Here is a 22,476-nt window from a genome sequence, read left to right on the forward strand (position 1 = left end):
GGCTCACCCGCCAGGAGTGCCCGGCCGAGGAGTGGGTGGCGACCCCGCTCAAATCTCAAGCCTCGGATCCCGGCCGAGCGGCTCTGGCGGTCAGAGGATGCCGCGCTTCTGTGGCAGGTCGATGCCGCCGAACACGGTGACCAGGACGAGCCCGGCGAGGCCGATGACGACAAGGCCGAGCAGCAGCCAGGCGATGGGGTGCCCGAGGTTGAGCGTCCAGCTGGAGGAGCCCAGCCGGGCGTGGACGAGAAGGGCGGGGTCGCGCCGGTTGGCATAGATCGTGCCCGCGAGGAACCAGTACCGGTCATCGTCGCGCTGCGCCATCCCAGTGTCCTCCTCCTGTTCATCGGGCAGGGCGGGCAGGCGATGCCCTGCCTGGCCGACCTTCGTCTCCCACACCAGCCATCCGCCGAGCAGGGCGACCAACGGCAGGCACCCGGCCACCAGCCACCCGACCGTATTCCCGACGACCCCCCATTGCCGCAACGCCCAGATGAGCAGGCTCAGATTGAGGCAGGCGGCGGACAGCAGCGACAAGGTGGCCACACCGCGCAGGTAGATGCGGTAGCGGCGAGCCGAGGACTTGGGCCGGGCCGCGTCGAGGTCGGGCCGGGCACGCAACACGATCAGGATCACGACGACGACCAGCAGAGTGAGCCCGGCCTGGGACAACACAGGCTCGAGCCATCCGGCCACGGTGCCGGACGACCGCCAGCCGATCCCCGCGGTGAGCAGCACGACGGCCAGGGCGGGCAACCCCCACACCCACGGCACGCGGACCGGGTCGGTGCGGAAGGTCGTGTCCATGGTGATGCCCTGGCGCCGCTCGCCCGCCCATCCCCCGCCGCTCTTGGCGGCGCGGACCTTGAGATGGGCACGGTAGTACAGCAGCAGATCGGCGGCGACCAGTACCCCGAGTGTCACCGCCGGCTGCCCTGTGAGGATCGAGACCACCGCGGCGACGGCGGCCACCGCGACGACCAGGCGGGTGTAGCTGCGCCGCTGGGTGACGATCGCCGGGTCGCCTGCCCGCTCGGCGGTCACCCGCACCCCGAACGGCAGCGTCGGCCGCGCCAGCGCGGGCAGCACCAGCATGAGGCATGTGACCAGCGCGACCAGAGCCAGGTCGGCGGCGATGGACAGCATCATGACCGTGTCCCGAAGCCGGCCACGATCGCCTCGCAGCGTCGTATCACGTCGTCGCGGTCCAGGCCGTGAACGGTGGCTTCCGCCAGGAGTACCCGCATTCTCTCTTCCCAGTCGTCGATGAATCCGGCCTCGGGCGGGCCGGTGTCGGCATCGCGGCGGATGACCGCGCCGCTCTTGCGGTTGATCCGGATGATGCCCTGCTGTCGTAGCAGGTCATAGGCCTTGTTCACGGTATGGAAATTGATACCGAAGTCCGCGGCGAGCTGCCGTGTCGAAGGTAGTGGGTCGCCTTCGCGCGCCTGCCGGCGGGCGATCGCCTCCACGACCCGGTCCCTGATCTGCTGGTAGATCGGGACCTCGCTGTCCAGGTCAAGTGTCAGGTGCACATCGACATCCTATCTGATATAGAACTAATAGAACAGATACAACTTGCCGAGGAGGCAGCATGATCCAGGTACGGATTCACGACGGAACGCTGAGCGTGCACTTTCCGCCGTGGACGCGACCGTTCGTCAGGGCCGGCCAGGTGGACGTGCCCCTGGAGGCGATCGCCGACGTACACCACCTCGACCAGCCGCTCGCCGCGGCCAAGGGGCTGCGTTCCGGGCTGGTGGTCAGCGGCTACACCAAGGTCGGCACGTGGACGTCCTTCAGCGGCGTCAAGCGGCTGGTGGCCGCCCGCCGAGGCGTTCCGGGCGTGCGGATCGTCCTGAAGCACAGGGTGGCGGGCGTCGACGAGCTGATCCTTGGCGTCCAGGACGCCAAGGAGATCCAGCGCCGGCTGACGCAGGTGCAGCAGTGAGCATCGAGGTACGCGGCCTGACCAAGGCGTTCGGCCCGGTATCCGCGGTCACCGACCTCACCTTCCAGGCCGCCCCCGGCACGGTGACCGGCTTCCTCGGGCCGAACGGCGCGGGCAAGACCACCACCATGCGGATGGTGCTGGGCCTGGTCGCGCCCACCTCCGGCACCGCCACCATCGACGGAAAGCGCTACGCCGACCTGGCCAGGCCGTCGGCGACCGTCGGCGCGGTACTGGACGGCTCCGGCTTCCACCCGGCCCACACGGCCCTGCGCCACCTGCGGATCTACTCCCGCATGGGCGGGTACGGCAAAGCCCGCGCCCTGCAGGTCGCCGAGTTGACCGGGGTGTCGGCCTTCGCCGGCCGCGCCACCCGCACCCTGTCCACCGGTATGCGCCAGCGCCTCAACCTGGCCACCGCCCTGCTCGGCGACCCCCACGTGCTCCTGCTGGACGAGCCGGGCAACGGCCTCGACCCCGAGGGCATCGCCTGGATGCGCACCTTCCTGCGCGACCTGGCCGCCGAGGGCCGCACCATCCTGATCTCCAGTCACGTCCTCGGCGAGATCGAGCAGACAGCCGACCGCATCGTGGTGATACATCAGGGACGGCTGATCTCCACCGGCCCCATCTCCGAGCTGTACGGCAAGACAGCCGTGCTTGTCCGGTCACCGCAGGCAGAGCGGCTCAGAAGTCACCTCACGGTCCCCACGGAGATCCTGGGACCGGACACCCTGCGCATCCACGGCATGACCACCGCGCAGGTCGCGACCGCCGCGGCGGACCGCGGCATCGCACTGCACGAGATCACCCCCGAACGCCCCACCCTGGAACAGGCGTTCCTCGATCTCACCGGAGGCCACCGATGATCGCTCTCATCGCGGCGGAATGGAGCCGCCTGACCGGCACCAGGCTGTGGCTGTGGGGTCTGCTGGCCGCTCTCGGCAGTGGTGCCCTCACCGGGCTGCTCGCGCTCATCGGGCCGGAGAACTTCACCCCGCCCATGCCGGGCCTGGACACGGCCGAAGGCGTGCACGTCATGCTCGGCCTGCTCGGGTTCACCATGTTCATCCCCGCCCTGCTCGGGACGGCTGCGGTGACCACCGAATACCGGCACCGGACCATCACCACCACGGCGCTGTTCGCCCCCCGGCGGTGGACCTGGCTGGTGGCCAAGCTCCTCACCTACACCGGAGGCGGACTCGTCTACGGCCTCATCGCCTGCACCGTCGCCGCCGGCGCCCTCTTCGCCGCGGCGGCGCTCAGGGGTGTCGCCCTTGGCCTGCCCACGAGCACCGTCCTGGCACTCCTGGCCCGCATCGCTCTGGCCATGGCCGTCTACACCCTGCTCGGCGCGGCGGTGGGCGCGATCCTGCGCAACCAGGTGGCGGCACTCGTCACCGTCGGCGCCTACCTGTACATGATCGAGACCGTCCTCATGCTCATCCCCGGCGTCAAGGCGGTCTACCCCTACCTGCCGGGCGGCGCGACCTCCGCGCTGACCGGATTCACCTACCTGGCCGACGCCATCGCCGGCCAGACCGGCACCTCGGCCACCGCGTTGCTCTCCGCGCCACTCGGCGCCGCCGTACTACTCGGCTATGCCCTGATCGCCACCGTCATCGCCGTCGCAGCACCGCTCAGGCGAGACATCACGTGAAAGATCTGCTGGAACACCTGGTGGTCCAGCACCGGGCCGATCTCCCAGCCGGTGTGGCGGCCCCGCCCTGTCCGGTGGCGGACATCGGGCGGGGCCGCCGGGGGTCAGCGGGCCTCGTGGCGCCGCTGGCAGGCGATGCAGTACCGGGCGAGCGGACGGATCTTCAGCCTCTCGAAGGGAATGTCCGCTTCGCAGCCGGCGCACCGGCCGTAGGTGCCGGCGTCAAGGCTCTCCATGGCCCGCCTGGTCTCCGCGAGGTCGCGGCCCGCGGCGGCGAGGGCGACGAGCTCGTCCTGCCGGGACGCGACCTCCCCGTCCTCCACCGAGGCTTCGAGCTCGTTCACCCGGGTGGTACGCCACAGGAGCTGCTCGTCCAGCTCCTCGCGGATGATCCGGGCCTGCACGCTGCTGAGACGGGTGCGCTCACTGTTGACTGACATGATCGGAAGTCCTTTCCAAAGCTGAGAACGCCAAGCGGCGCACGTGGCCGCGCTCGTCATCGAGTTCGCCCGGCGGGGCCTGGTCGCGGCCTCGCGGGCATGGCGTGAAACGGGCCGGAGTACGGCCCGATGAAACCTGCGGGGTATCGGCCGGAGCGGGAGTGTGCACAGAGCCACGGCCGTTCCACGACTCTGTCCGGTGACACGCGGACACGGCGGACGGCAGAGCGCGCACCCGGGTGTTCGGTGAACACCGGCGCGCGTACGCCACCCGCCGGTCGAGCGCGTGGCCCGACAGGTGGTGAAGGGGAATGGATCGGCTAGATCAGGGGCGGGCTGCGCGAGCCCGAGGTCCGGTGAGTGGCCAACTGGGGGCTGCGCACCATGTCCGGATCCCGCCACGCGGGGGACAGGAGCGGTAACAGGTTCGTCAGATCGGAGGCGGAGCGCTGGTGCAGCCGCCGGAGGGCCGGCAGGTGCTCGAAGGCACCGGCGGATGCCCGCGGCATGGTCGACGACTGTTCGAGCCAGTTCCCGGGCTCCCAGATGTCGCCGATCGCTCCGGCGGACCGCTGGACGGGGCCGCCGCCGTACGAGGCCGGGGCCAGGGCGGCGAGCAGTAGGGCGGCCAGAACCAAGCCCACCACCCCGGACAGGGCGGTGGACTCACGTGGGGTTCGCCACGAGGTCGCCATGCTGCCGACCATAGCCCAACCAGCGAAAACAGGCACACGCCCAGTCCGGTGCCCCTGGACTCGCCGATCCCGGACCCGCCGGCGAGCGGTGGAACCGGCCCCTTCGTCCGGTCCGGCCAGGAAGATCTGCCGGAACCCGGCCCCGGCAAGCGGCAGTTCAGCGGCTGCCAAGGCGGGCGCGTCAGGCTGTTCCGTATGTCGTTCCTACCAAGAACCCATGAGATTCCCGCGGGTGTGGAGCATGAGCGGTTCCGCATCCGGCCCATCACGGTGCACGACGCGGTGCGTGACTTCGACGCCGTGATGAGCAGCGCCGCCCGGCTGCGGGAGCGCTTCCCGCTGTGGGGCGGCTGGCCGCTCGACGACATGACGCTGGAGGACAACCTGATCGATCTGGCCTGGCACCAGAAGGAGGCGCTGCTGCGCAGGTCGTTCAACTACGCGGTGATGAGCCCCGACGGCTCCCGCCTGCTCGGGTGCGTCTACGTCGATCCCCCGGAAAGGCAGGGGGCCGACGCCGACGTGTCGCTCTGGGTACGGGCCGACGAGGAGGGCACCGGCCTGGAGGAGGAGCTGGAGCCGGTGGTCCGCGCCTGGTTGCGCGAGGCGTGGCCGTACGCCTCGGTCCGCTGGCCCGGCAGGGAGATCTCCTGGCGGGAGTGGGATCTCCTGCCGCCATACCCTGGAGGATCGTGAGAGCGGGATCGGGGCGGCGGGAATCCAGCACCGGATGGGGTTCGCCGCTCCGTCCGTTCAGTCGCTGACCCGGCTGCGGTTCTGGTAGAGGAGATCGGCGTACTCGGGGTGGCGGCTGATCCAGGCCAGGTAGAAGGGGCAGGTTGCCAGCACGCTCAGCCCCGACTCCCGCGCCGCGTCCAGAGAGACGCGAACCAGCGCGGAGCCGATTCCCTTGCCCTCGTGGACCGGGCCGACCTCGGTGTGCACGAACGCGATCAGATCCGGCGTGCGGATGTACTCCGCGAACCCCACGACCTCGGACCCGCCTTCCAACCGCGCCTCGTAGCGGCGTGCCTCGGGCGCGTCGGTGACCTTGACCGTCATATGTCCTCCTCGGCTTCGATCGCGTTCGGCCTCCCCGGCCCGGCACGGCCGGGCGGAGCCCTCCGCGATCGGTGAGATGTCAGCTGGGGCAGCCCGAAGGACTGGTACGGACGAATGTAGCCGACCGTGTCCCATGCCTTATCGCCCCGCCTTCCCGTCCGGCCGGCAACCGGTCAGGTCGCCGGGCCGGCACCGTACCGGAGCAGGACATCGGCAGAGCCGTCCCACGTGCCGGTGGTGCGGCTGAACGACGGCCGCCGGTCGGTGGACCGGCGGCCGTGCGAACGTCAGGCGGGGTCAGCGGGCGTCGCGGACCTTCACCTTCTCCTTGCGGAAGTTGTTGCCCTTGCCGTCCGGCTTGTAGTTGTTCTCGACGTTGCCGGCGATGTCAACGGCGAACCAGCGCACCTCGGTGGTCTTGTCGATCGTGATCTGCTGCGCGCTCTCACGCATTCCCGCGGCGGCGAGCTTGGTGGAGCTCAGCGTCGGGCGGCTGCCGTCCAGCGTGTAGTACACGTTGGCGGGCTCGTCGGTCTTGAAGGTGAACGTGGCCGAGGTGCTGGTCTGCCCCGTCACGCTCAGCTCCGACTTCGGCTGCTTGTTGTCGTCGGAGAAGGACCTGGCGACCTCCAGGATGCCGATCTGACCGGCGGCGAACTCCATCGCCTCCTCGTGGCCCTCCTCGAACGGCGGCTGGAAGCCGACCGCCTGGAAGCGCTTGGTCTCCGGGTTGTAGACGTCCGCGCCGACCTCGAAGTCCCAGCCGATGATGCCCCGGTTGTACCAGTGCTCGTCGGCGCTGTTACCGGCCGCGGAGTACAGCACGTCCGTCACCGGACCGGTGCGACCCGGCCAGATCGCCGTACCGCGCCAGGACTGGACCGCGGACAGGATGTGGTCGGAGGCCTTCCAGAAGAAGTTCTCCGTGCCGTAGTCGACCCGCGGCAGCAGCTCGCGCCCGGCGGCCTTGTAGGCGCCCGGAGGCCACATGAAGTAGCCGCCGTAGGAGTGCGTGTTCATCGCGAACCTGATGTTCGGGTACTGGTTGGTGAGCCAGACCTGGTTGCGCGCCTCAGGCTCGGACAGCTCGGCCGGGCCCGCGAAGGTGTCGCTGGTGCAGACCGTCGAGGCGCCACTGTAGCCGTCGAACACCGACCCGACCGAGAAGTTGCGGTTCAGGTCCACGCCCCAGGAGTTGCGCCGTGCCGGGTCGCCGTTGGTCGCGTCACAGTGGTTGAACATGTTGCGGCGCTGCATGTTGTAGTCGTACATGCTGTAGTGCCCGCCGTCGGGGTTGGACGTGGGCATGATGAAGATGTCGAGGTCGTCGACCAGCTTCTTGGTCTGCCCGTCACGGGCGTAGTTGCGCAGCAGCCGCTCGGCGGTCTCCAGGCAGACCAGCGGGGTCACCCATTCGCGGGCGTGCTCCTGGCAGTAGAGGAACACACCGGTCTTCGAACCGTCGCGCTTCTTGCCGATGCGCAGCACCTTCGTCTGGAACGGGTCGCGCGAGACGGTGGCCGGCGCCTTGAGGTTGTCGGTCAGCTTCGTCGCCGCGGCGGCGGCGACGAGGCCGGTGCCGGCGTTGCCCCGGTAGGTGGCGGCGGTCAGCAGCGCCGACGCCGCGCCGTTGCCGTTGAGCGCCGTGACCACCTGGGCGGCGGTGCTGTTGATCGCACCGGACGCGTCGGTGCCGAGGCTGACCACGACGTCCTTGCCGCTCACCGAGACGCTCAGCGCGCTGGAGGGGGCCTCGGGCTTGACCAGGGCGACGCTGATGTCGTTGCCGCCCTCGTGCCCGTACGCCTTCGAGGTCACGTAGAGCGTGCTCGCCGCGACCGTGCCGAACTGGGCCTGTGCCGCCCGGCGGTAGCCGTTCGTCTTGTTGGGCAGGTCGACGATCTGGCTGATCTTCGGGAACTCCGCGGCCAGGGCGGTGATCCGGTTGGTGAGCTCGGTGGGGTCCATGTAGCGGTCGACGAAGTCCGCGACGTAGTGCTTGCTCGGCGCCTTGCGCCTCTCACCCAGCCACTTGGTCACCGGGACCGTGACCGAGCCGCCCCGGTTGCTGGTGATGGTGACCTTGGTGGGAACCGCGGTGAGAGCGATGGGCGAGCTGAACCGGTGGTACATGTACTGGCCGGCGTCGGTGAAGCGCGACATCGTCGTGGTGCCGCCCGAGTCGGGGGCCGTGTTCTTCCCGCTGTCCCAGGTGGCGGTGAGCACGGTCTGCGCGTCGGTGGCGCTCGACTTGACCTCCACCGAGAGGAAGTGCTCGTTGTCGAGGCTGGTGAACCACTCGGCGCGGAGCGGGGTCAGCGTGTCGACGTCCGCCGCCTCCGCCTGCGCCGCCTTGGTGAGCGCCTCCTGCCGTGCGGCCCTGTTCTCGGCCACATCGGCCTGGTCGGAGATGGCATCACGCACGTCGAAGCCGAGGACGCGCAGTTCCTGAGCCTCCTCCGGGCTCAGTACGGCGTGCACCTCCAGACCCTCGTCGACGGGCCTGCGGTACTCCGCGAGGTCGACGCCCATGTTGTTGAGCCGGTCGATGGACTCCTGGTCGGGAACGATGACGCGCAGCAGCGCCACGCCGTTCTGCTCTGTGCTGGACTGCCGGTCGGGGGCGACCTCACTGGCCTGCGGCGCCGGATCGGCCAGCACAGGCATCGCGCTGAGGCTGAGGGCAAGGGGCAGGGCGAGCACGACCGCGGCGCGACCGACTCTCCTCCCGTTGAGGGGGCTCCTCATGAAAAATTCCTCCAGTTCGCGCACACCCCAGGTAGTTGGTCATTCTGGAATGAAGTGCGCAATTGGCAAGAATCCTCGCCAGAGGCCGAATATTCGTCAAGGCCCCAAAAGGGCATATCAGGCGTACTTAAATTCTGTAAGCAAATATTCACATGAAGGTTATATATGACTTATGCCATTCACCCCAGGACTGTGGTATATAGCAAAGATCAATAGCCTGTCAAGTAAGTACATCGCGTAATTGATGACTGTTTGGGCGATTTGTAGTCCTTAGTGCATATATGTCGCGATCGGCGACCCCTGTCGTCGGCCCCACCGCCGGCCGGCGCCTGCCGGCGAGGCGCTTGGGGGCATCAGCCATGCCCCGAACCCTCTCACAAACATTTCTCAAAACAACCTCGGTCGAGGACTTGCGGGAGAACGAGTCATGAGAGGGATTCGAGGCTGTCGGCCGTCCCGTGCGGCGTTTTGGTGATCTTCTCTCGGAATCGAGTGTCTGTGAGAAGCGGCTCTGTGCGGGACGGGGCAGCGTGGCGGCCTCCTACAGTGGGTGTTTGTGCTTTACGGCAGATCTGCGGAAATCAGCGCACTCGACGAGGTGATCGCGCGGGCTCGCGACGGTTCCGGCGGCGCGGTGGTGTTGCGGGGCGGGGCAGGCGCGGGCAAGACCGCCTTGCTCGACGCGGCGGCCGCGCGCGGTGGTGCGATGCGGGTGTTGCGGGCCACCGGCGTTGAGTCCGAGTCCGACCTCGCGTTCGCGGCGCTGCACCAGGTGCTGTGGCCGGTGGCCGGTTCGCTCGACGCACTGCCCGAGCCGCAGCGCGATGCCGTGCGCGCGGCCCTGGGGCTTGCCGCGGGCAGTCTCGGCGATCGGTTCCTGGTGGGGGCCGGTGTGCTCTCGCTGTTGGCCGAGGCGGCCGCGCCGGACGGGCTGATGTGCGTGGTCGACGACTTCCAGTGGGTCGACCGGGCCTCGGCCGATGCGCTGCTGTTCGCCGCCAGGCGGTTGGGGACGGAACGGATCGCGATGTTGTTCGCCGTACGCGGGGAGGCTCCTGTCAAGGGCGTGCCGCTGACGGTGAACGTGCGCGGTCTGGCCGAGTCCGCCGCGGCCGAGTTGCTGGAGTCCCGCCACGGTGTGCTGCCCGCCCAGGTGAAACGGGAGCTCGTCACGCTGACCGGCGCGAACCCGCTCGCCCTGGGTGAGATCGCCGCCCGCCTGACGCCCGCGCAGCTCGCCGGGCGCGAACCGCTACCCGACCCACTGCCCGCCGGCGCCCGGCTCTTCGGCGATCGGGTGAGCGGGTTGTCGGCCGCTGCCCGGCTGGTCGCCTTGGTCGCCGCCGTAGCGGCCGACCTCGATCTGGTCCTGCGCGCCACTGAGCGGCTGTTTGCCGAGCAACCGGTACGGCCTGGCGCGAACGCGGCCCGATCGGCCTCATCCGGGCCGGGGACGGAGGTCGGGGCCGGGCGGGTGGCGTTGGCCGAGCTGGAGGAGAGCGGGCTGGCCGAGGTGTCGGGCACGAGCGTGCGTTTCGGTCATCCGCTCATCCGATCCGCGGTGCACGAGGCGGCCGGCGCCGCCGATGTTCGCCGCGTGCACGCCGTTCTGGCGGAGCTGACCGCGGATGACCGCCGCGCCTGGCACCTGTCCGGAGCCGCCCTGGGTCAGGACGAGCAGGTCGCCGCTGCGCTGGTGGCCGCCGCGGAGCGGGCGCGTGACCGTGGCGGGTACGGCGCCGCCGCCACGGCCCTGGCCAGGGCCGCCGAGCTGACCCCCGAGCCGCGCGCCCGTGCCGTCCGCCTGAAGGACGCCGCCGTCGCGGCCTGGCTCGGCGGCCGCCCGGGACAGGCGGAGTCGCTGCTGGCCGAGGCGCGCGAACGGGCCGGCGGGGACGCCACCCTCGCCATGGAGATCGCCCAGCTCCGGGGCCGGTTCGAGCTGAACTCGGGCAACGCCGCCGAGGCCGTACGGATCCTGGCGGCGGGTGACAGCTTGGACATGCTGGCCGACGCCGTGGAGGCGGCCTCGTACGTCGGTGACACGGCGGCCATCGTCGAGCTCGGCCGACGGGCGGCGGCGCACCCCGAAGGGTTCTTGCGGGACACGGTGGCCGGGATCGGCCTGACTCTGGACGGCGACGCCGCCGGGCCGGGCCTGCTGCGGCGGGCACTGGTGCGGGCCGGCGAGCTGGAGGACGCGGCGGGGTACCTGTGGGCGACGGCCGCGGCCAGCGCTCTGGGCGAGTCGGATCTGGCGGCCGAGATGGCCGAGCGGGCCGGGCGAGTGGCCAGGGTGTCGGGGATGACCGGGCAGCTGCCCGTCGTACTGGAGTTCGTGGCGACCGCAGAGCGTATCGGCGGTCGGCTGGCGCGCAGCCAGGCCGTCTCCGAGGAGGGCCTGGCGCTGGCCCGGGAGGCCGGGTACGAGAACACGGTGGCCGCGCACCTGGCCAACCTGGCGGTGCTGGCGGCTCTGCGGGGTGAGGAGGAGCCCTGCGAGCGGCAGGCCCGCGAGGCGCTGGCCATCGCCATCCCGCACCGGGTGGGACTGCGCGCGGGCGTTGCGGCGTACGCGCTGGCGATGCTCGACCTGTGCCTGGGCCGCTACGCGGCGGCGCACGACCGTTTCACGGCCATCGCCGCGGCGCGACCGGGCGCCGGGCATCCGACCGTGGTGTGGCGGATGGCGCCGGACCGCGTCGAGGCCGCCGTGTGCGCGGGCGACGAGGCGGGCGCGCGGGCGGCGCTGGAGGCGTACGAGCAGTGGTCGGCGCACGCCGCGACGCCCGAATCGCGCGCGCTGCTGGCTCGCTGCCGGGGCCTGGCCGACGCCTCCGAGGACGCCTTCGGCGAGGCGCTGCGGCTGCACACCAACCCGTTCGAGGCGGCCAGGACGGCCCTGCTGCTGGGTGAGCGTCTGCGCCGCGCGCAGCGGCCGGGCGAGGCACGGGCGCATCTGCGGACGGCGTGGGAGACGTTCGAGCAGGCGGGTGCCCGGCCGTGGGCGCGGCGCGCGCTGGAGGAGTTGCGGGCGGCGGGAGAGAGCGGGCAGGCCCCGCCCGCGGCCGTGCTCGACGCGCTGACCCCGCAGGAGCTGCGCATCGCGGGCCTGGTCGCCGACGGGTTGTCGAGCAGGCAGATCGCCGCCCGGCTCTTCCTGAGCCCGCGCACGGTCGAGTACCACCTGTACAAGATCTATCCGAAGCTGGGCATCGGCTCCCGTACGGATCTGGCGCGGCTAGTAGTTCTACAGAAGGCGCCCGTAGCCGGAGACGACATGCTCTGAGGCATGCAAAACGTGACCATCTGGAGTGAGGAGTTCGGCGCCGAGACGGACGCGCCGATCCTGTTGATCATGGGTTCGATGTCGCAGGGCATCCTTTGGCCGGACGAGCTCGTCGGCCGCCTGACCGCCGGAGGCCGCCGGGTGATCCGGTACGACCACCGTGACACCGGCATGTCGGGCACCGTCGACTTCGCGACCGAGCCGTACACGTGGGACGACATCAAGAACGACGTCTACCGTGTGATGGACGCCCACGGATTGGACGGCGCGCACCTGGTCGGCCACTCGGCGGGCGGGCTGCTCGGCCAGTTCATCGCCGTGGAACGGCCGGAGCGGGTGCGCTCGCTGACCGTCATCGCCTCCTCGCCGCTCGGCGGTGGCGAGGGCCAGGTGCTCCTGCGGGCCCTGACGGGGCAGCCACAGCCCGAGGGGAGCCTGCCCGAGCCGGCGCCGGAGTTCGTGGCCTTCTACCGCGCGCTGATGGCCGCCCCGCCGCCGCAGGACCGGCGCGCGCTGATCGACGGCATGATCGCCGAGCAGCGCGTGCTGCACGGCACCGGGCTGTCTTTCGACGAGGACGCGGCGCGCCGGCTGCAGGAGCGGATCCATGAGCGGGCCCGCGACCTGTCAGCGGTGGCCAATCACCGGCTGGCCGCAGCGGGCAACCCCGATTTCGAGCCGGTGGACGTGCTACACCGGGTGAAGGCACCCACCTTGGTCATCGAGGGCAGCCACGAGCCGGTCAAACCGGGTCACGGCGCGATCATCGCCGAGCAGATCCCGGGGGCGCGGCTGACGATCGTGGCGGGCATGGGGCACACACTGCCGCCCGAGGCGCACGAGGAACTGGCCGCCGCCATCCTCGCGCACACAGCAGAGTGACGCGCGTTCCTGATCGACGACGAGCCGTTCGACGCAGAGCAAGGGCATCGAGCACCGGGCCGCCCCCCGGATGCGGCACGGACGGCAGCTGGGCCCCCAAGAAGGCCATCAAGTTCCACAAACCTCAGTAACACCCACCAAAAACGCAATACGCCTTTAGACCCGCCACCTCCCTCCCCGATCGCTACCCTTCGCAATGAAAAGTCAACGGTGAGTAAAGAGGGCACTCATGGGGCGAAGGTTGATCGTGACGGCGATCGCGGGGGCGGGGGTGGCCGTCGTCGCCGGTGCGCTGCTGTTCGTCTCCGGCGAGCAGGGGTCGCAGGCGGCGAGGTCCGCCCCGCAGATGCCCGCACGGGAGGATCCGCTGACCGGTCAGGAGGTCGCCCAGGCCACCACGATCGCGTCGGCGGGCTCCAGATCGCACCTGGCCGCGGGGCGGATCAAGCTGCTCTACGTGGAGCGCGACGACGACAAGGACACCTCGGACCGCCGCCGTGCGGACGCGTATCTCTACGACTACGGCAGTGACCGGCTCATCGTGCGGACCGTCGACCTCGGCCGGGGCACCGTCGTGCGGGAGACGGTGGCCCGGGGGGTGCAGCCGCCGCCGTCGAAGGAGGAGGAGACGACGGCCGCCGGGCTCCTGCTGGCCCACCCGGGATACGGCAAGGTCGCGCGCGAGGCGTACGCCAGGGCGGGGGGCGGGCAATTGGGGTCGGCGGCGGACCTGGGGCTGCGCGGGCTGATCTTCACCCCGTCCGGCGAGAAGGGACCGGCCAGGCGGTGCGAGGTCCACCGGTGCCTGCGGCTGTTCGTCCGGCTGCCCGACGGCACCTGGCTGGACACCAGCCGGCTCATCGTCGACCTGTCCGCCAAGAAGATCCACACCCTGGAGTGGTAATCAGTGTTCCTCCGCTTCGCCCTCTCCTGCGCCCTGCTCGCCGGAACTCTCACCGCCCCACAGGCCGCACCGATACCGCCGCCCCCCTCGCCCGGTGCGTCGTCCGGCGCTCCGGCGGAGACGACCGCCGCGCAGCCCGCGACGGCACCGTGTAACGCGCCGTACCGGATCGACAAGACCCTGCCCAACGGGGCGCGCTGGCAGCTCTGCTGGGAGATGCGCAACGTCGAGGGGCTGACCCTGACCAGGGTCGTCTACACACCGAGGAACCAGCGGGCGATCGCCGTGCTGCGCAGCACCTCGCTGGCCCAGATCCACGTGCCCTACGACAGGGGCCGGCCGCGCTACCACGACATCGGGTCGCTGGGCTACACCGCCATCCCGCTCCGGGCGGCCGACTGCCCGCTCGGCGAGCGTCGCGAGCAGTTCGTCTGCGTGACCACCAGGGCCCGCGGCCACGCGTACCTGAAGTCGGTCCCCGACCAGCCGAACCTGACTGCCCAGGGGCGTGACCTGGTGGTGTTCGCCGCCTTCCAGGTCGGCTGGTACACCTACCTGGCCGAATGGGCCTTCTCCGACGACGGCGCGATCACCCCGCGGGTGGGGGCCACCGGGTCACTCGCCGGATTCACCACCACGCCGGAGCACGGCTGGCCCATCGGGGTGGGCGACGACAAGTTCGAGGCGAGCCACACGCACAACATCTTCTGGCGCCTGGACTTCGACGTGGCGGGCCGGGCCGACGACGTCGTGGAGCAGTACGACTTCAGCGGCTCGGGCACCGCGAACCGGCGGCTCGAGCGGACGACGTTCAGCACGGAGACCAAGGCCGTCAGCAGGCCGATGCGCTGGTGGCGGGTGGTGGACCGCAAGGTGCGCAACGCCGACGGGCACCGCGTCTCCTGGGAGATCAACAACTCCGACAGCGCCCAGTACCGGGGCCCCGCCGACGAGGCCTTCACCCGGGCCGATCTCTACGTCACCGACTACCGCTCCTGCGAGCGCCTGGCGAGCGTCAACCCGACTCCCCAGTGCGCCAGGTCCGTCGACCGCTACACCAACGGCGAGCGACTGACCGACCCGGTCCTGTGGGTCAACGTCGGCTACCACCACGTCCCCCGCGACGAGGACGCCGACCCCATGCCGAGCCACTGGCAGGGCTTCCGCATCACCCCCCGCGACGTCACCGCCAAGAACCCGTACTGACGCCGCCGGGCATCCGGGCCGGGCGCCTCGCCCGGCCCGGGTGCCCGGCACCGCCGGCGGAGGGCGTTCCGGTATGCCCCATATAACCAATAATCGTCACTTTTCTCTCACTCAGATCTGCACCTTTTCCCAGCACGCATGGTGATAGTGGACAAGGGCATGGGTTGAGAGACCCGGGTAGGGCAAGGTAGGGGCTATCGATCTACGGGAGTGAGTCATGAACGCGCACTTGGACCTGGACCGGCTCGCGGGCGGAGCGCACCATGACCCGCACTCGATCCTCGGGGCGCACCAGGGTCCCGAGGGCGTGACGATACGGACGCTGCGCCCGCTGGCGCAGAAGGTCCAGGCCCTCGTCGACGACAGGGCCCACGACATGAGGCACGTGGCCCACGGCGTTTTCGCGGTGACGATCCCCGGCCTCGACAAGATCCCCGACTACCGGCTCCGGATCGCCTACCCCGATGCCGAGCCCTACGAGACGGACGACCCCTACCGGCACTGGCCCACGCTGGGCGAGATGGATCTGCACCTCATCGGCGAGGGGCGCCACGAGCGGCTCTGGGAGACCCTCGGCGCGCGGGTCATGCGGCACGAGGACACCGAGGGCACGGCCTTCGCCGTGTGGGCGCCCAACGCCCATGGTGTCCGGGTCATCGGCGACTTCAACCACTGGGACGGCACCGCGTACCCCATGCGCTCGCTCGGCAGGTCGGGTGTGTGGGAGCTGTTCATCCCCGGTCTCGGCCCCGGCGACCGTTACAAGTTCGGCATCCTCGGCTCGGACGGGATCTGGCGGGCCAAGGCCGACCCGATGGCCCGGCGTACCGAGATGCCGCCCGCGACCGCGTCGGTGATCGAGAAGTCGGAGTACACCTGGCGGGACGAGGAGTGGATGCGGCGCCGCGCCGACAGCGTCGCGGTGCGGGAGCCGATGAGCGTCTACGAGGTACACCTCGGCTCCTGGCGCCCCGGCCTGTCGTACCGGGAGCTGGCCGTCGAGCTGGTCGACTACGTGGTGGACATGGGGTTCACGCACGTGGAGTTCATGCCGGTGGCCGAGCATCCGTTCGGCGGTTCCTGGGGCTACCAGGTGACGTCCTACTACGCGCCGACCGCCCGTTTCGGCTCCCCCGACGACTTCCGTCACCTGGTCGACAGCCTGCACGAGGCGGGCATCGGGGTGCTGGTCGACTGGGTGCCCGCACACTTCCCGATGGACGACTGGGCGCTGGCCAGGTTCGACGGCACCCCGCTGTACGAGCACGCCGACCCCGCGCGGGGCGAGCACCCCGAGTGGGGCACCTACATCTTCGACTTCGGCCGCAGGGAGGTGCGCAACTTCCTGGTCGCCAACGCGGTGTACTGGCTGCGCGAGTTCCACGTCGACGGGCTGCGCGTCGACGCGGTGGCCTCGATGCTCTACCTCGACTACTCGCGGCGCGAGGGCGAGTGGACGCCGAACGAGTACGGCGGCAGGGAGAACCTCGACGCGGTCGAGTTCCTCAAGGAGATGAACGCGGTCGCCTACCGCGAGGCGCCGGGCATCGTCACCGTCGCCGAGGAGTCGACCGCGTGGCCGGGCGTCTCACGTCCCGTGCACCTGGGCGGGCTCGGCTTCGGCTTCAAGTGGAACATGGGCTGGATGCACGACACGCTCGCCTACCTCAGGCACGAGCCGATCTTCCGCCAGTACCACCACCACCAGATGACGTTCTCGCTGATGTACGCGTACTCGGAGAACTTCGTGCTGCCGCTGTCGCACGACGAGGTGGTGCACGGCAAGGGGTCGCTGCTCGGCAAGATGCCCGGCGACGAGTGGCAGCGGTTCGCGAACCTGCGCGCGCTGTTCGCCTTCATGTGGGCCCACCCCGGCAAGCAGTTGCTGTTCATGGGCGGCGAGTTCGGCCAGGGCTCGGAGTGGTCGGAGGAGCGCGGGCTCGACTGGTGGGTGCTCGACTTCGACGGGCACAGGGGGGTGCAGCGGCTGGTCCGCGACCTCAACCGGGTCTACAAGGACTCTCCCGCCCTGTGGAGCGTGGACGCCTCCCCCGAAGGGTTCCGCTGGATCGACGCCGACGACGCGCTGGGCAACGTGTTCTCCTTCCTCCGCTACGCCGAGGACGGCTCGGCGGTGGCCTGCGTGGCCAACTTCTCCGGCGCCCCGCACGAGAACTACCGCCTCGGCCTGCCCTTCCCCGGCTCGTGGGAGGAGGTGCTCAACACCGACGCCTACGACTACGGGGGCAGCGGCGTGGGCAACCTCGGCTCCGCCGAGGCCGTCGAGGAGCAGCGCCACGGCCTGCCGTACTCCACCACGCTGCGCGTCCCGCCGCTGGGCGCCCTCTGGCTGCGCCACCCCGGCGCGCCTGAGTCCACTGTGGAGCCCACCGTGGAGCCCGCAGCGGACGAGCGCGCGGTGGAGGTCGTACGGGAGCAACCGGGGAGGCGTGCCGCGACCGATTCGCCCGCCGACGAGCCGGAGGAGCGCGAGGAGGCCGAACCGGCCTGATCGAGGCTCGGTGCCCCGGCGATCGGCTCCCTGACCTGTCTCTTGACCGGTGAGGCGACGGCGACGTTCGGGCGCCGCCCCTTCGGAACGGCCTCCCCGGGAACCGGACCGCAGAGGGCCGGTCACGCGACCGCGTGACCGGCCCTTTCCGCGTTTTCGCCCCCCTGCCTCCACCCGCTTCCCCCAAAACCTTAAATCGGCCTTATATCCATGACCGAGGCATTGACCGCCGGCGAAGGAGAACCTACGCTCAGGAAACTAATAGGAAACTTTCCTATGAGTACGGGGGCTTGGCACTCTCTGACCTGGAGCGACCCTTGCGACGAATTACCATCGGCTCCTTCATCGCAGCGGCGGCGCTGCTGGTTCCCCTGGGGATCGGCAACGCGACGGCCGCCACACCCGCAACCGCGACGTACTCGACCGCCTCCGACTGGGGCTCCGGCTTCGAGGGCAAGGTCATCGTCAAGGCCGGCACGAGCGCGCTGACGAGTTGGCGGGTCGAATTCGACCTCCCCGCCGGCAAGTCGATCAGCTCGGCGTGGGACGCGGACATGACCAAGAGCGGGAACCACTACACCTTCGTCAACAAGTCGTGGAACGGCGCGCTGGCGGCGGGTGCCTCGGTGAGCTTCGGCTTCAACGGCGCGCCCGGCGGGGTGTCCGGCGTACTGAACTGCAAGCTGAACGGCGCCACCTGCGACGGCACCGGCGGCCCCGACCCGACGCCCACCCCGACTCCGACGGTGACCCCGACGGTGACCCCGACCCCCACCCCCACGCCGACCGTGACCCCGACCGTCGACCCCTCCGCCAAGAAGCTCATCGGCTACTTCACCCAGTGGGGCGTCTACGGCCGCAACTACCACGTGAAGAACCTGGTCACCAGCGGTTCCGCGAGCAAGCTGACGCACATCCTGTACGCCTTCGGCAACACCACCGGCGGCAGGTGCACCATCGGTGACTCCTACGCCGACTACGACAAGGCATACACCGCGGACCAGAGCGTCGACGGCGTGGCCGACACCTGGGACCAGCCGCTGCGCGGCAACTTCAACCAGCTCCGCAAGCTGAAGAAGGCGTACCCGAACATCAAGGTCATCTGGTCCTTCGGCGGCTGGACCTGGTCCGGCGGCTTCACCCAGGCCGCGGCCAACCCGACCGCGTTCGCCGAATCCTGCTACAACCTGGTCGAGGACCCGCGCTGGGCGGACGTGTTCGACGGCATCGACATCGACTGGGAGTACCCCAACTCCTGCGGTCTCACCTGTGACAACAGCGGCCCGAACGCGTTCAAGAACGTGATCTCCGCGCTGCGGGCCAAGTTCGGCACCGGCAACCTGGTCACGGCGGCCATCACCGCCGACGGCTCCACCGGCGGCAAGATGGACGTCGCCGACTACGCCGGCGCGGTCTCGAATCTCAACTGGCTCATGCCGATGACCTACGACTTCTTCGGCGCCTGGGACGCCCAGGGTCCGACGGCTCCGCACTCGCCCCTCACCGCCCTCCCCAACCCCACGAAGCCCGGCTTCTACTCCGACGCCGCCATCCAGAAGCTGAAGGGCAAGGGCGTGCCCGCCAACAAGCTCATGCTCGGCATCGGCTTCTACGGTCGCGGCTGGACCGGCGTGACCCAGGCGGCCCCCGGCGGCACCGCCACCGGTCCCGCCCCCGGCACCTACGAGCAGGGCAACGAGGACTACAAGGTCCTCAAGACCAAGTGCCCGGCCACCGGCACCGTCGCCGGCACCGCCTACGGCTTCTGCAACGGCCAGTGGTGGGGCTACGACACCCCCGCCACCATCACCGGCAAGATGACCTACGCCAAGAACCAGGGCCTGGGCGGTGCGTTCTTCTGGGAGACCAGCGGCGACACCGCGAACGGTGAGCTCATCACCGCCATGTCCAACGGTCTCAAGTAATATCCCAATCACTCGACCCTCCGTGTGCGTCACGCCGCGGGGGGTCGAGCAGTTTCTGAGAAGATCCTCAAAATCCGGGGCAAAGTATTCACTCGGCGCATATCGCTGCTTAGACTCCGAAACGCCCTTTGATCCCCCCGGAGGACGTGTGCGAGTTCGAGCCCTGGTGGCCATGGCGTTGGTTCTCACCATCGCACCTGCGGTACCCGCCCTCGCCGAGAGCCCTCCGGCTCCCCCAAGCGCCTCCGCGAGTCCGTCCCCCGGCCCGGATGAGACCGCGCCCGCCGACGTACCGGCCCCGCCCGCCGACGGCGAGACCCCGCCCGGTGACGGCGAGCCTCAGCCTGGTGACGGCGAACCCCAGCCGAAGCTGGAGACGGGGCTCGCCTCGGAGAGCGACGGGACCCGGGTGATCGTCGAACTGGCGGCCCCCGAGGAGGCGGCGCCGGTGGCCGGGGAGGCGGAGCGGCTACCCGATGCCCAGGTCGTCCTCGAACCCTCCGACACCTCGTTCATCGTGGTCGAGGGCAGCGGCGAGTCGCTCGCCAAGCTGGCCGAGGACCCGCGCGTCCTGTCCATCCGCCGCGACCGCACCTACTCCCCCGCCTCGCTGGGTTCGCTGGGCTCGCTGGCCTCCAGCCTGCAGGTGGTCGGCGCGGACAAGGCGCACGCCGCCGGGATCAAGGGGGCGGGCCAGACGATCGCGATCATCGACACCGGGATCGACGCCGACCACCCCGACTTCGGGGGCAAGGTCGTGGAGCAGGTCTGCTTCTCCGCGACGGACGAGGGCGCGCAGTCCCTGTGCCCGAACGGGCAGACGAGCGACCCCGGATCCGCCGACGCCGAGACCCCCGCCTGCGTCCACGAGCAGGTCAACCTCTGCGACCACGGCACCCACGTGGCGGGCATCGCCCACGCCGTCGCCCCCGACGCGGACATCGTGGCGATCCAGGTCTTCAGCAGGTTCAACGACTGCGACGAGGCGGGCGGGGCCTGCCTGGTCGCGTTCGACTCCACGATCCTGCTCGCCCTTGAGCACGTCGCGAAGCTCAGGGAGGGCGGCAGGAACATCACCGCGGTGAACCTCAGCCTCGGCGGCGGCCTCTACGAGAGTGCGTGCGACGCCGAGCCCGAGGTGGCGTCGTTGAAGGGCGGGATCGACGACCTTCGCGCCAAGGGCGTGGCCGTGGTGGCCGCCGCCGGGAACGAGGGCGTGTCCGGCTCCGGAGCTCCCGGCTGCCTCTCCGGCGCGGTGACCGTGGGCGCGACGGGTGACGACGACAACATCCCCTACTGGTCCAACTACGGCTCCGTGCTCGACCTCTTCGCCCCCGGCCTGGAGATCGACTCCGCGGTGCCGGGCGGCGGCCACCAGGTCTACAGCGGCACCTCGATGTCCACCCCGTTCGTCACCGGCGCCCTGGCGCTGATGGCCCAGAAGGCACCGGGCACCCCGGACGCGCTGGAGGCCGCGCTGAAGACCGCGGGCCGACAGATCACCTACGACAGCGTGACCACCCCCCGCCTCGACCTGAACGCCGCGATCGCCGGGGGCGCCCCCGGCGACCCCATCACCCAGACCCCTCCCCCCGACTCCCCCGACTCCCCCGAGGACCCGTCCGAGGAGCCCGACCCGGAAACCAGCCCTGAGCCGAGCTCGGGTCCCTCCCCATCACCCACCCCGGCCGATCCGGTGCCGACGCCGATCCCGCTGCCGACGGTAACGGTCACCGTGACGGTGACCGTCCCCCCGACAACTCCCTCGACGGCGGCCCCCACGGTGTGCACGCGCGGCAAGTCCACGAAGACGCTGACCACCGCGCAGTGGGCGACGGAGATCAGCCGGGGCAAGGGGACGATCCCGGACGCGACGCTCGGCTGCTACCTCGGCCTGGTGAGCAAGGCCAGCAAGGTCTTCTCCGAGGTCACCCGCGCCTCCACTCTGGGCACCGCGTACAAGGTGCTCAAACCCGCGAAGAAGACGTCGAAGGCCAAGCTGGAGAGCGAGCTGCTGGCCGCCTGGCTGAACTGGGCGAACGGCGGGGTGAACTTCACCGCGAAGATCAAGGAGACGGCGACGCTGAAGACGGTCCTCACCTCGGTGGAGAAGCAGCGCCTGAAGGGCACCACTCCCGTCGCGTCCGCCTCGCTGCTCAAGAAGCAGGTGAACGCCCGCCGAGCCGCCTAGTGCGTGTCCGGCCGGACCGCACCGATCCGTTCGGCGGTCCTGCCGGCCCCGATGGCGTGATCCGGGGTTGAGGAACAGCCGGCGGCTGTTCCTCAACCCCGGATCAGCCGCCGCTCATGCCTGGATGAGGGTGAGGATGTTGCCGGCCGGGTCCTTGACCTGCGCCTTGACCACCCAGCCGTTGTCGGTCGGCGGCATGGTGACCGCGCCGCCCAGTTCGGCCGCGCGGCGGACCGCCTGCTCAAGGTCCGGGACCACCACGCCCAGGGTGACACCGGCCTGTTCGGTTTCGACGATCGCCCCGCCCAGCCCACCGGGCGTCTGCACCAGCGCATACCCCGGCCCCTTGCGGTTGATCTGCCAGTCCAGCAGATCGCCGTAGAAGCGGTGCAGGCCCGCGTCGTCCGGGCCGCTGATGTCGAAATGCGCCACCGCATTCGCCTGGCGCACAGTCTGCTCGTTCATGTCGTGTCCTCCTGGGTCTCTTCGCTGTCCTGGGCTCGGACGGTGGCCGGAAAAGCCTGCATGAGCAGATCGGCAAGCTGGTGAAGCCGTTCAGGGCAGGCCCGGTAGAGCCGATACGTCCGGTTGACCCTCATCGTGACCAAGCCGGTCTTGCGCAGCACCTTCAGGTGCTCCGAAACGCTGGCCGGGGCCAGGCCGAGCCGGTCGGCCAGTTCTCCCGCACCACGCTCACGCTCCCAGACCTCGAAGAGGATGCGCCGACGGTGTCTGCCGGCCACGGCGCGCAGGAGTTCGTCGAGATCATCCGGCTCAGTCACGACGGCGATGCTATTTCGGATTATTCCGAAATAGCAAATGATCGGTCACCCACGTTGACCCGACGTGAAGCAGGAACCGCACACCCGGCGGGCAGGTGAACCTCACCACACCGCACAACCCCGGCACCGCCGGTGAGGGAGCACCCACCGCGTACCCGGCAGGCAGGCGAACGCCCGGCGGGGCCGGTGAAAGCGGGACACCGGTGACCCGCCCCCTGCCTCCCCGGAA

At 70.1% G+C, this 22,476-nt stretch carries 19 protein-coding genes; 11 read left to right on the top strand and 8 right to left on the bottom strand.

The genetic code is table 11. The annotated features are described in order from the left end of the window. Window positions 1-90: 90 nt before the first annotated feature. Complete coding sequence (locus ACWD3H_RS16480; RefSeq protein WP_451955545.1) at window positions 91-1,149, bottom strand: DUF1648 domain-containing protein; 1,059 nt, start codon at window positions 1,147-1,149, stop codon at window positions 91-93. Continuing rightward, a complete protein-coding gene (locus tag ACWD3H_RS16485; protein ID WP_355566077.1) occupies window positions 1,146-1,535 on the bottom strand; it encodes a GntR family transcriptional regulator in 390 nt (129 codons plus the stop codon). Before ACWD3H_RS16485 ends, ACWD3H_RS16480 begins: the two co-directional genes overlap by 4 nt. A 59-nt stretch (window positions 1,536-1,594) precedes the next feature. Here ACWD3H_RS16485 and ACWD3H_RS16490 point away from each other — a divergent pair, with 59 nt between their 5' ends. The 3 genes from ACWD3H_RS16490 to ACWD3H_RS16500 are packed head-to-tail and all read left to right on the top strand — an operon-like array spanning window position 1,595 to window position 3,611. After that, the gene (locus ACWD3H_RS16490; RefSeq protein WP_355566081.1) at window positions 1,595-1,951 is read left to right on the top strand and encodes a hypothetical protein; all 357 of its coding nucleotides are present in this window, start codon (window positions 1,595-1,597) and stop codon (window positions 1,949-1,951) included. Beyond that, the gene (locus ACWD3H_RS16495; RefSeq protein WP_451955546.1) at window positions 1,948-2,820 is read left to right on the top strand and encodes an ABC transporter ATP-binding protein; all 873 of its coding nucleotides are present in this window, start codon (window positions 1,948-1,950) and stop codon (window positions 2,818-2,820) included. The genes ACWD3H_RS16490 and ACWD3H_RS16495 overlap by 4 nt, the downstream gene beginning before the upstream one ends. Further along, entirely contained in the window at window positions 2,817-3,611 is a 795-nt protein-coding gene (locus tag ACWD3H_RS16500; RefSeq protein ID WP_451955547.1) for an ABC transporter permease, read from the top strand. The genes ACWD3H_RS16495 and ACWD3H_RS16500 overlap by 4 nt, the downstream gene beginning before the upstream one ends. Before the next feature lie 104 nt (window positions 3,612-3,715). Here ACWD3H_RS16500 and ACWD3H_RS16505 read toward each other — a convergent pair whose 3' ends face one another. Both ACWD3H_RS16505 and ACWD3H_RS16510 read right to left on the bottom strand, forming a co-directional pair. Continuing rightward, entirely contained in the window at window positions 3,716-4,051 is a 336-nt protein-coding gene (locus ACWD3H_RS16505; RefSeq protein WP_451955548.1) for a TraR/DksA family transcriptional regulator, read from the bottom strand. Between the two features lie 320 nt (window positions 4,052-4,371). Further along, window positions 4,372-4,746: a hypothetical protein gene (locus ACWD3H_RS16510; RefSeq protein ID WP_451955549.1), complete on the bottom strand. Its 375-nt coding sequence runs from the start codon at window positions 4,744-4,746 to the stop codon at window positions 4,372-4,374. Between the two features lie 195 nt (window positions 4,747-4,941). Here ACWD3H_RS16510 and ACWD3H_RS16515 point away from each other — a divergent pair, with 195 nt between their 5' ends. Further along, window positions 4,942-5,442 carry a GNAT family N-acetyltransferase gene (locus ACWD3H_RS16515; RefSeq protein ID WP_451955550.1) on the top strand — a complete coding sequence of 167 codons (501 nt, stop codon included), beginning with the start codon at window positions 4,942-4,944 and terminating at the stop codon, window positions 5,440-5,442. Window positions 5,443-5,499: 57 nt separating this feature from the next. On the opposite strand, the gene ACWD3H_RS16520 is transcribed toward ACWD3H_RS16515, so the two are convergent. Both ACWD3H_RS16520 and ACWD3H_RS16525 read right to left on the bottom strand, forming a co-directional pair. After that, window positions 5,500-5,808: a GNAT family N-acetyltransferase gene (locus ACWD3H_RS16520; protein ID WP_350914504.1), complete on the bottom strand. Its 309-nt coding sequence runs from the start codon at window positions 5,806-5,808 to the stop codon at window positions 5,500-5,502. Window positions 5,809-6,105: 297 nt separating this feature from the next. Beyond that, window positions 6,106-8,556 (bottom strand): M14 family zinc carboxypeptidase, encoded by a 2,451-nt coding sequence (locus ACWD3H_RS16525; protein WP_451955551.1) that lies wholly within the window; start codon window positions 8,554-8,556, stop codon window positions 6,106-6,108. A 556-nt stretch (window positions 8,557-9,112) separates the two neighbouring features. Here ACWD3H_RS16525 and ACWD3H_RS16530 point away from each other — a divergent pair. The 7 genes from ACWD3H_RS16530 (at window position 9,113) to ACWD3H_RS16560 (ending at window position 21,465) form a co-directional block, all read left to right on the top strand. Beyond that, window positions 9,113-11,845 (top strand): AAA family ATPase, encoded by a 2,733-nt coding sequence (locus tag ACWD3H_RS16530; protein ID WP_451955552.1) that lies wholly within the window; start codon window positions 9,113-9,115, stop codon window positions 11,843-11,845. A 3-nt stretch (window positions 11,846-11,848) separates the two neighbouring features. Next, a complete protein-coding gene (locus tag ACWD3H_RS16535; RefSeq protein WP_451955553.1) occupies window positions 11,849-12,727 on the top strand; it encodes an alpha/beta hydrolase in 879 nt (292 codons plus the stop codon). Between the two features lie 229 nt (window positions 12,728-12,956). Continuing rightward, window positions 12,957-13,631 (top strand): hypothetical protein, encoded by a 675-nt coding sequence (locus ACWD3H_RS16540; protein ID WP_451955554.1) that lies wholly within the window; start codon window positions 12,957-12,959, stop codon window positions 13,629-13,631. Window positions 13,632-13,634: 3 nt separating this feature from the next. Further along, window positions 13,635-14,837, top strand: a complete 1,203-nt coding sequence (locus tag ACWD3H_RS16545; protein ID WP_355567704.1) for a copper amine oxidase — start codon at window positions 13,635-13,637, stop codon at window positions 14,835-14,837. A gap of 217 nt (window positions 14,838-15,054) precedes the next feature. Continuing rightward, on the top strand, window positions 15,055-17,349 hold the full coding sequence (gene glgB, locus ACWD3H_RS16550) for a 1,4-alpha-glucan branching protein GlgB (RefSeq protein ID WP_451955555.1): 2,295 nt from the start codon (window positions 15,055-15,057) through the stop codon (window positions 17,347-17,349). A 317-nt stretch (window positions 17,350-17,666) separates the two neighbouring features. Further along, the gene (locus ACWD3H_RS16555; protein ID WP_451955556.1) at window positions 17,667-19,274 is read left to right on the top strand and encodes a glycosyl hydrolase family 18 protein; all 1,608 of its coding nucleotides are present in this window, start codon (window positions 17,667-17,669) and stop codon (window positions 19,272-19,274) included. Between the two features lie 148 nt (window positions 19,275-19,422). Next, window positions 19,423-21,465 carry a S8 family peptidase gene (locus ACWD3H_RS16560; protein ID WP_451955557.1) on the top strand — a complete coding sequence of 681 codons (2,043 nt, stop codon included), beginning with the start codon at window positions 19,423-19,425 and terminating at the stop codon, window positions 21,463-21,465. Window positions 21,466-21,579: 114 nt separating this feature from the next. Here ACWD3H_RS16560 and ACWD3H_RS16565 read toward each other — a convergent pair whose 3' ends face one another. Together ACWD3H_RS16565 and ACWD3H_RS16570 are read right to left on the bottom strand one after the other, a co-directional pair. Next, window positions 21,580-21,930 (bottom strand): VOC family protein, encoded by a 351-nt coding sequence (locus tag ACWD3H_RS16565; protein WP_355558646.1) that lies wholly within the window; start codon window positions 21,928-21,930, stop codon window positions 21,580-21,582. Next, window positions 21,927-22,247 (bottom strand): ArsR/SmtB family transcription factor, encoded by a 321-nt coding sequence (locus tag ACWD3H_RS16570; RefSeq protein ID WP_355558643.1) that lies wholly within the window; start codon window positions 22,245-22,247, stop codon window positions 21,927-21,929. The genes ACWD3H_RS16565 and ACWD3H_RS16570 overlap by 4 nt, the downstream gene beginning before the upstream one ends. Window positions 22,248-22,476 lie beyond the last annotated feature (229 nt).

The sequence above is a fragment of the Streptosporangium sp. NPDC002607 genome (genome assembly GCF_053592655.1).